Source organism: Methylobacterium terricola (assembly GCF_006151805.1).
Lineage (GTDB): Bacteria > Pseudomonadota > Alphaproteobacteria > Rhizobiales > Beijerinckiaceae > Methylobacterium > Methylobacterium terricola.
Genome location: NZ_VDDA01000004.1, coordinates 609,963 through 618,367, shown reverse-complemented (window position 1 = coordinate 618,367; position 8,405 = coordinate 609,963). Strand labels below are relative to the sequence as shown.

Sequence of the window (8,405 nt, the reverse complement as noted above, 5' to 3'; positions counted from 1 at the left end):
CGACCGCATCGCGGGAGGCATCAACACCTTCGAGGTGTTGGTGCCCAGGAGAGGACTCGAACCTCCACGGCTTGCACCACTGGTACCTGAAACCAGCGCGTCTACCAATTCCGCCACCTGGGCCCGAAGCGCTGCTTGGCAGCGCCGCGGTGACAGTCGTGTAGAGGCCAGCGCCGGCGGCGTCAACGGAATTTGAGCGGAGCCGGCGGCGAATGCGCGGGGGATGCGTGGCGGTGCCGGCACGATCGCCCGGTCCCACGCGTCATCGTGCAGCGGTCTCGAGAGGTTGGTCCAGCGATCCGGCCGCGCCGGCATCCTGCATCGCCATCCTCGGGGCCGAGCCGCGCAACCCGGGATCCATCATCGTCGACGGTTCGGGATGATGCGGAATGCTGGTCGCCAGATCGGGGAACGCAGCGGTGATGCATCCCGGGTTCTCGCCTGCATCGAGCCTCAGGATGACGTCAGGGCAGAAGGTCTTGGAGGGATGTCGGCCTCTGCGCCAGATCGATGGCGGACGAGGTGGCTCGGCCGGGCGCATCGATGCCAGCTCTGCGGAATGCCTTTAGATCATGGTAGTCTGGAAAGCCGGCCCTGAGGCCACGATCCCGCATCGCGGGAGGCATCAACACCTTCGAGGTGTTGGTGCCCAGGAGAGGACTCGAACCTCCACGGCTTGCACCACTGGTACCTGAAACCAGCGCGTCTACCAATTCCGCCACCTGGGCCCGAAGCGCTGCTTGGCAGCGCCGCGGTGACAGTCGTTTAGTCGGCGGCGGAGCCGGCGTCAACGCCGATCTCCGCCGCTTCGGGACGAAGTCTCAGACGCCCGCCGGCCACTCGCGGATGTCGACGAAGTGGCCCGCGATCGCCGCGGCCGCCGCCATCGCCGGGGAGACGAGGTGCGTGCGGCCCTTGTGGCCCTGGCGGCCCTCGAAGTTGCGGTTCGAGGTCGAGGCGCAGCGCTCGTGGGGTTTCAGGCGGTCGGCGTTCATGCCGAGGCACATCGAGCAGCCCGGCTCGCGCCAGTCGAAGCCGGCCTCGATCAGGATCTTGGCCAGGCCTTCCTGCTCCGCCTGCTGCTTCACCAGCCCCGAGCCCGGCACCACCATGCCGGAGACGTTCGGATGGATCTTACGCCCCTCGACCATGCGGGCGACGATCCGCAGGTCCTCGATGCGGCCGTTGGTGCAGGAGCCGATGAACACCTTGTCGAGGGCGATGTCGGTGATCTTCGTGCCCGGAATCAGGCCCATGTAGGACAGGGCCTTCTCCTTGGAGAGGCGCAGGTTCTCGTCCTCGATGGCGGCCGGATCCGGCACGCGGCCCTGGACCGAGATGACGTCCTCGGGGCTCGTGCCCCAGGTCACGATCGGCGGGAGGTTCGCGGCGTCGAGCCGGATCTCGCGGTCGAAATGGGCGCCCTCATCCGAGACGAGATCGCGCCAATAGGCGACCGCGCGCTCGAACGCCTCGCCCTTCGGCGCCTTCGGCCGGTCCTTGATGTAGGCGAAGGTGGTCTCGTCCGGGGCGACCATGCCGGCGCGGGCACCGCCCTCGATCGACATGTTGCAGATTGTCATCCGGCCCTCCATCGAGAGGGACCGGATCGCCTCGCCGGCATATTCCAGCACGTGGCCGGTGCCGCCGGCGGTGCCGATCTCGCCGATGATCGCCAGGATGATGTCCTTGGCGCCGACGCCGGCGGGCAGGCGCCCGTCGACGACGGCGCGCATGTTCTTCGCCTTCTTCTGGATCAGCGTCTGGGTGGCGAGCACGTGCTCGACCTCCGAGGTGCCGATGCCGTGGGCGAGGGCCCCGAAGGCGCCGTGGGTCGAGGTGTGGGAATCGCCGCAGACGATCGTCTGGCCCGGCAGGGTGAAGCCCTGCTCCGGCCCGATGATGTGGACGATGCCCTGACGCTTGTCGAGCGCGTCGTAATACTCGATGCCGAACTCGCGGACGTTGTCGGCCAGCGTATCGATCTGCGTGCGGCTCTCGGGATCCTCGATGCCGAAGCTGCGGTCCGAGGTCTGGACGTTGTGGTCGACGACCGCCAGCGTCTTCTCCGGGTGCCGCACCCGGCGCCCGGCGAGACGAAGCCCCTCGAAGGCCTGGGGAGAGGTGACCTCGTGGACGAGGTGACGGTCGATGTAGAGGAGGCAGGTGCCGTCCGGCTGACGATCGACGACGTGGTCGTCCCAGATCTTGTCGTAGAGGGTGCGAGGGGCAGTCATCGGGGTTATTGCCTTGTCACGAAGACCTGACGGTAGGGCCGGGCGCATGGCGTTCGCGGCCGGCGGACCCGTCATGTAACCGTCTCATCCGCCGACGGGTAGACCCCAATGCGCCGCAAGGGGATGCATCGGCCGCAAGGCGCGCCGGTGCTGGTTCATCGTCCTGCGCGCCCCGAAACGCAGCGATCCGGGGCGCGTTTACTGTTATTCCTTCACCGCCCCGGTCATCGCCGAGACGTAGTGCTCGACGAAGAACGAGTACAGGATCACCAGCGGCAGCGAGCCGACGAGGGCGCCTGCCATTAGCGAGCCCCAGCGGTAGATGTCGCCGTCGACGAACTCGCTCACCACCGCCACCGGCACGGTCTTGTTGTCGGTCGAGGACAGGAAGGTCAGCGCGTAGATGAACTCGTTCCAGCACAGCGTCAGCGAGAAGATGCCGGCCGAGATCAGCCCCGGTACCGCCAGCGGCAGGACGATCTTGACGAGGATCTGCCAGCGGCTCGCCCCGTCGATGAGCGCGCATTCCTCCAGCTCGTAGGGGATGGTCTTGAAGTACCCCATCAGGAGCCAGGTCGAGAACGGGATCAGGATGGTGGGGTAGACCAGCACCAGGGCGAAGGGCGAATCGTAGAGCCCGTAGGCCTGGATGATGGTGGCGAGCGGGATGAACAGGATCGAGGGCGGCACCAGGTAGGCGAGGAAGATCGCCGCGCCGACCGCGACCGCACCCTTGTAGCGGATCCGCACGATCGCGTAGGCGGCGAGCACGCTGGCGAACAGCGACAGCACGGTGGCCGCCACCGAGATCATCATCGTGTTCCACAGCCACAGGGGATAGTGGGTCTGGAACAAGAGCTTCGCGATGTGCTTGAGCGTCGGCGAGACCACCCAGAACGGGTTGTAGGTCTCCATGTCGATGAGCTGGTCGTCCGGCTTGATGGCGGTCAGCGCCATCCAGTAGAACGGAAACAGCAGCACCACCAGGATGACGAAGAGCGGCAGGTAGACCGTGACGACGCGCTTCGGCAGCGTGTCGAGATAGGCCATGCCCTCGCTGTTGTCGGGGGTGTCGGCGGTCGTGGTCGCGGCCATGAGTTATGTGTCCTTCTTCAGCCGGTCTGCCACTTGCGGTTCTGGAGGCCGAACCACGAGATCGCGATGGCGAGGATCAGGAACGGCACCATCGCGGTGGCAATGGCCGCGCCCTCGCCGAGATTCCCCGACAGGATGCCGCGCTGGTACGACAGGGTCGCCATCAGGTGGGTGGCGTTGACCGGGCCGCCGCGGGTCATCGCCCAGATCAGCTGGAAGTCGGTGAAGGTGAACAGCACCGAGAAGGTCATCACCACGGCGATGATCGGGGTGAGCAGCGGCAGGGTGATGTGGCGGAAGTTCTGCCACGGCGTCGCCCCGTCGATCGTCGCCGCCTCGTAGAGCGAGGGCGACACGGTCTGGAGGCCGGCGAGCAGCGTGATGGCGATGAACGGCACGCCGCGCCAGATGTTGGCGAAGGTCACGCAGATCCGCGCCATCGTCGGGTCGCCGAGGAAGTCGATGTTGCGCTCGAGCAGGCCGAGATGGCGCAGCGACCACGAGATGATCGAGAACTGGCTGTCGAAGATCCACCAGAAGGCCAATGCCGACAGCACCGTCGGGACGACGAACGGAATCAGCACGATCGAGCGGATCAGCGCCTTGAACGGCAGCCGCTTGTTGAGGAGCAGCGCGAGGTAGAGGCCGATCGCGAACTTCGCCACCGAGGCGAAGCCGGTATAGACCAGCGTGTTGAACACCGAGAGCCAGAAGACGCTGTCGTCCCACAGCCACTCGTAGTTCTCGAGCCCGACGAAGTTGCCGCCGCGCCCGATCCGGGTGTCGGTGAGCGAGAGCCAGACGCCCTTGCCGAGCGGATAGGCCAGGAACAGCAGCAGGATCGCGGCTGCCGGCAGCATGAACCAGAAGCCCAGCCAGCCGCGGCTCGTCCGCAACCGGCTCCAGGCCGAGCCGGTCGTGGGCGCCGCCGCGGCGGGGCGGGCGAGGGCGATGTCGGCCACGGGGAGCCTCCTCCGGGTGTTTTGTTGTCTGGGGGCGCCTCGCGGAGGAGGAAGGCAGGACACTTGAACTGCCGCATCCGTACTCTGCCGCATGAGGCGCGGGTTCCTCCTCTCCCCGGGAGCGGGGAGAAGGCCGCTTGCACCTCGTCGGGCAAGCGGCGAGCGGCGGCGCAGCGCAAGCGAAGGTGACGGGGTGCTTCCGGAGGAGCCGCGTTCGGCACCTCCCCCTCACCGTCGGCTGCCACCCCGCTCCGTCGACCATGACGTCGCCGGCGCCCTCGCCCCGCGGGCGGGGAGAGGCGAGGCGCGGGGACCGGTGCGAGAGCCCTCAGGCCGACCGGAAGATCCGTTGCGCCTGCCGCTCGGCCGTCTTGATGGCGGTCTTCAGGTCCTCGCGGCCGGTGCAGTAGGAGGCGAACATGTCGACGACGACGAAATCGGCGAGCACGGCGGCCACCTTCTCGCTCACCGGGGCGAGGCCGCCGGCGGCGAGCGTGCGGGTCGAGGCTTCCCCGAAAACCTTGTTCTTCGGGTCGGCGGTCCAGATCGGGTTGTTGGAATAGGCCTTGAGCGGGTGGCAGAGATACCCCTGCGCCGATTCCAGCCACTGATTGTAGTTCTGGGCCTCGAGCGCGAAGGCCATGAAGGCCTTACAGGCGTTCGGCGCCTTGGTGTAGGTGTAGGCCAGGATCGGGAAGGCGAGCTGGAACTCGGTCGGCTTGCCGGACTTGCCGACCGGATAGGCGGCATGGTCCATATCCGCCGCGATGTCCTTCTTCTCGTTCTTCGCCGCGGCGTAGATCGAGATGCCGTTATTGGTCAGGTACAGGTCGCCCGACAGGAACGCCTTGTTGTTGGACGAGTCGTTCCACGACACCGTGCCGGGGACGAAGGTCTCGTACAGCGCCTTGACGTATTCGAGTGCCTTGGCGGTTTCCGGCGAGTTGATGATGATCTTCTCGTTGGCATCGACCAGGTAGGCGTCGTGCGACCACAGCGCCCAGTGGATCCACGAATTGGCGTCGCCGGTGGCGTGGCCGAGCGCGAAGCCCGCGGGCGTGTTGTTCTTCTTCATCGCCCGGCACAGTTCCAGGAAGCCGGCGTGGTCCTCCGGGAACTTCTGAAACCCCGCCTTGTTCATCGCCGAGATGCGGTAGTTGAGATAGCCGCCGTTGAACGCCATCGGGATGGCGATCCACTCACCCTTCACCTTGCCGTAGGCCTCGGCCGTCGGCAGCCAGCCGCCGTACTTCTTGCCGAGATAGTCGGCGACGTCGCCGACCTTGAGGCACTTCGACGGGAACAGGGCCGGGAAGGAGTAGAGGCCCCAGACCATGTCCGGGCCCTGGCCGGTATTGGCCGCCACCGACGCCTTGGGCTGAATGTCGTCGAAGGATTCGCTCGTCACCGTGACCGGCACGCCGGTCGCCTTGGTGAAGGCGTCGACGAGGCGCATGAAGGCCTCGTCCTCGGAGGGGATGAAGCGCTTCCAGCGCAGGAGCTTGAGCGAGGCGCCCGGTTCCGGCTTCCACTGGTTCTCCTGCGCCCAGGCGCGGGCGAAGCCGTCGAGGCCCGCGGCGGAGGCGAGGCCGAGGGCGGCACCCGCCTTGAGGATCTGGCGACGATCGAAGGCTGACATCGTGGCGTCTCTCCCGGGATGATGGGTGGCGGTTCTTATCGTTGAGGCCGTCCGGCGGCGGGATGGCGTCCCGCCGTCGGCCGGAAGTCCTGTGGCGGGGGCAGGCCCGAGTCTTCCGCTCGGATAGCTCCTGTGCCCGGGTCCCGGCTCAGTTGAGCCGGCGGCCGTTCTCGGCGTCGAACAGGTGGACGAGGCCGGGATCCGCCGTGATGCCGATCCGTTCGCCCGGGCCGGCGCCGATCCGCTCGCGGAACACGCAGGCGATGTCGCGGGCGACCTCCTTGGAGATGTCCTGGGTGCCGCCGCCCGGCGGGCGCACCAGCACCATGGTCTCGGAGCCGGTCGGCTCGACCACCGCCACCTCCACCGGCACGCCGCCCTCGGCGAGGCGGACATGCTCCGGCCGCAGGCCGTAGACCGCCGGCATCCCGTCGGCGGGGCGCGCCCCGCGGGTCGGCAGCGGCAGGGTCAGGCCGCTCTCGGTGCGGAAGTGATCGCCCGCCACCTTGCCCTTCAGGAAGTTCATCGCCGGCGAGCCGATGAAGCCGGCGACGAACATGTTGTCGGGCCGGTCGTAGAGGTCGAGCGGCGCGCCGACCTGCTCGACCACGCCGTCATGCATCACCACGATCTTGTCGGCCATGGTCATGGCCTCGATCTGGTCGTGGGTGACGTAGACGGTGGTGGTGCGCAGCCGCTGGTGCAGCTCCTTGATCTCGGCCCGCATCGCCACGCGCAGCTTGGCGTCGAGGTTGGAGAGCGGCTCGTCGAACAGGAAGACCTGCGGGTCGCGCACGATCGCCCGGCCCATGGCGACGCGCTGGCGCTGGCCGCCGGAGAGCTGGCGCGGATAGCGGTCGAGGAGCTTCTCGAGGCCGAGGATCGCCGCGGCGCGGCCGACCCGGCTCTCAATCTCCTCCTTGGCGGCCTTCCGCAGTTTCAGCGAGAAGGCCATGTTGTCCCGCACCGTCATGTGCGGGTAGAGCGCGTAGTTCTGGAACACCATGGCGATGTCGCGCTCCTTCGGCGGCACCGCGTTGACGACGCGCGACCCGATCCGGATCTCGCCCGCCGTGATGTTCTCCAATCCTGCGATCATGCGGAGCAGGGTCGATTTCCCGCAGCCCGACGGGCCGACCAGGATCACGAATTCCCCATCCTGAATGTCGATCGACACGCCGTGCAGGATCGGGGTGGCCCCGAACGACTTGCGCACGTTCCTGATTTCCAGCCCGGCCATCGGCTCCTCGTGGTCGTGTCTAGCAAAGAGAGGTCGCACGCGGCGCGCGGACCGAACCGGCAGCGCTGCCACAGGCAGACGACGAACACACGACAGGCGGGCCCTCAGGGGGGCGTCTGGCGCTCATTGGGTGTTTCCTCGACCCGTCGAACGGGGCGGTCTGACTTGCCGCCTCTCGTGTTGGCGGCCATCATCGGGCGCGCGGGGCGCAAGATCAAGCGCCCTCGCCATGCGCCCATCGTCGGATGCGCGAGAAACGACCGGGAGACAGGCTTGAAGTCCACAGATGTGCTGATCATGCGGCCGATGTCGCCGCTCGTGACCGAGGGCCTGGAGCGCCATTTCACCGTGCACCGCGGCGACCTGGTCGAGGACAAGGAGCGGTTCCTCGACGAGGTCGCGCCGAAGATCCGCGGCATGGCGGTGAGCCATGTCCACGTGAACGACGCGCTGCTCGACCGCCTGCCGAAGCTCGAGATCGTCGCCAATTTCGGCGTCGGCTACGACACGATCGACGCGGCGGCCTGCGGCCGGCGTGGCGTGATCGTGACGAATACTCCCGATGTGCTGACCGACGAGGTGGCGGACTTGGCCGTCGGCCTGCTCCTCGCCACCGTGCGGCAGATCCCGCAGGTCGACCGCTACCTGCGCCAGGGCAAGTGGCTGGAGAAGCCCTATCCGCTCACCGGCACCCTGCGCGGGCGCAAGGTCGGCATCCTCGGCCTCGGCCGCATCGGCCGGGCGATCGCCCACCGCCTCGTCGCCTTCGGGCTGCCGATCGCCTATCACGGCCGGACCAGGCAGGCGGACGTGCCCTACGAGTACTTCCCCTCGCTCCTCGAGATGGCGAAGGCCTGCGACGTGCTGATGGTGGTGGCGCCCGGCGGTCCCGAGACGAAGAACATCGTCGGCCGCGAGGTGCTGGAAGCGCTGGGGTCCCAGGGCGTGCTGGTCAACGTCGCCCGCGGCACGCTGGTGGACGAGGAGGCGCTGGCCGCGGCCTTGGCCGACGGCACGATCCAGAGCGCCGGCCTCGACGTCTTCGCCGAGGAGCCGAAGGTGCCGGACGCCCTGATCGCCCAGGAGCATGCGGTTCTGCTGCCACATGTCGGCTCGGCCTCGCACCACACGCGCAACGCGATGGGCCAGCTCGTCGTTGATAACCTGACCTCCTGGTTCCAGGGCAACGGTCCGGTGACCCCCGTGGCCGAGACACCCTGGAAGGCCTAACC

General features: G+C 67.6%; 7 protein-coding genes and 2 tRNA genes. 1 reads left to right on the top strand and 8 read right to left on the bottom strand.

Features of this window, described 5'->3' with window-relative positions:
* Window positions 1-38: 38 nt before the first annotated feature.
* The 8 genes from FF100_RS13340 to FF100_RS13305 form a co-directional block, all read right to left on the bottom strand.
* Window positions 39-123: transfer RNA gene (locus FF100_RS13340), tRNA-Leu, on the bottom strand.
* 139 nt (window positions 124-262) lie between these two features.
* Window positions 263-541: a hypothetical protein gene (locus tag FF100_RS13335; protein ID WP_139036145.1), complete on the bottom strand. Its 279-nt coding sequence runs from the start codon at window positions 539-541 to the stop codon at window positions 263-265.
* Between the two features lie 102 nt (window positions 542-643).
* Window positions 644-728 (bottom strand) — tRNA-Leu (locus FF100_RS13330).
* A gap of 93 nt (window positions 729-821) precedes the next feature.
* On the bottom strand, window positions 822-2,237 hold the full coding sequence (leuC, locus tag FF100_RS13325; protein WP_139036144.1) for a 3-isopropylmalate dehydratase large subunit: 1,416 nt from the start codon (window positions 2,235-2,237) through the stop codon (window positions 822-824).
* Window positions 2,238-2,441: 204 nt separating this feature from the next.
* The gene (locus FF100_RS13320; protein ID WP_139036143.1) at window positions 2,442-3,332 is read right to left on the bottom strand and encodes a carbohydrate ABC transporter permease; all 891 of its coding nucleotides are present in this window, start codon (window positions 3,330-3,332) and stop codon (window positions 2,442-2,444) included.
* Between the two features lie 17 nt (window positions 3,333-3,349).
* The gene (locus FF100_RS13315) at window positions 3,350-4,294 is read right to left on the bottom strand and encodes a carbohydrate ABC transporter permease (RefSeq protein WP_171070144.1); all 945 of its coding nucleotides are present in this window, start codon (window positions 4,292-4,294) and stop codon (window positions 3,350-3,352) included.
* A 328-nt stretch (window positions 4,295-4,622) separates the two neighbouring features.
* A complete protein-coding gene (locus FF100_RS13310; protein ID WP_139036141.1) occupies window positions 4,623-5,933 on the bottom strand; it encodes an ABC transporter substrate-binding protein in 1,311 nt (436 codons plus the stop codon).
* 148 nt (window positions 5,934-6,081) lie between these two features.
* A complete protein-coding gene (locus FF100_RS13305) occupies window positions 6,082-7,173 on the bottom strand; it encodes an ABC transporter ATP-binding protein (RefSeq protein WP_139036140.1) in 1,092 nt (363 codons plus the stop codon).
* Between the two features lie 273 nt (window positions 7,174-7,446).
* Here FF100_RS13305 and FF100_RS13300 point away from each other — a divergent pair, with 273 nt between their 5' ends.
* Window positions 7,447-8,403 carry a 2-hydroxyacid dehydrogenase gene (locus FF100_RS13300; protein ID WP_171070143.1) on the top strand — a complete coding sequence of 319 codons (957 nt, stop codon included), beginning with the start codon at window positions 7,447-7,449 and terminating at the stop codon, window positions 8,401-8,403.
* The last annotated feature ends 2 nt before the right edge of the window (window positions 8,404-8,405 follow it).

Coding starts and splice junctions, on each gene's coding strand:
- FF100_RS13335 (WP_139036145.1), bottom strand. CDS start 541: ATGCGCCCGGCCGAGCCACCTCGTCCGCCATCGATCTGGCGCAGAGGC.
- leuC (WP_139036144.1), bottom strand. CDS start 2,237: ATGACTGCCCCTCGCACCCTCTACGACAAGATCTGGGACGACCACGTC.
- FF100_RS13320 (WP_139036143.1), bottom strand. CDS start 3,332: ATGGCCGCGACCACGACCGCCGACACCCCCGACAACAGCGAGGGCATG.
- FF100_RS13310 (WP_139036141.1), bottom strand. CDS start 5,933: ATGTCAGCCTTCGATCGTCGCCAGATCCTCAAGGCGGGTGCCGCCCTC.
- FF100_RS13305 (WP_139036140.1), bottom strand. CDS start 7,173: ATGGCCGGGCTGGAAATCAGGAACGTGCGCAAGTCGTTCGGGGCCACC.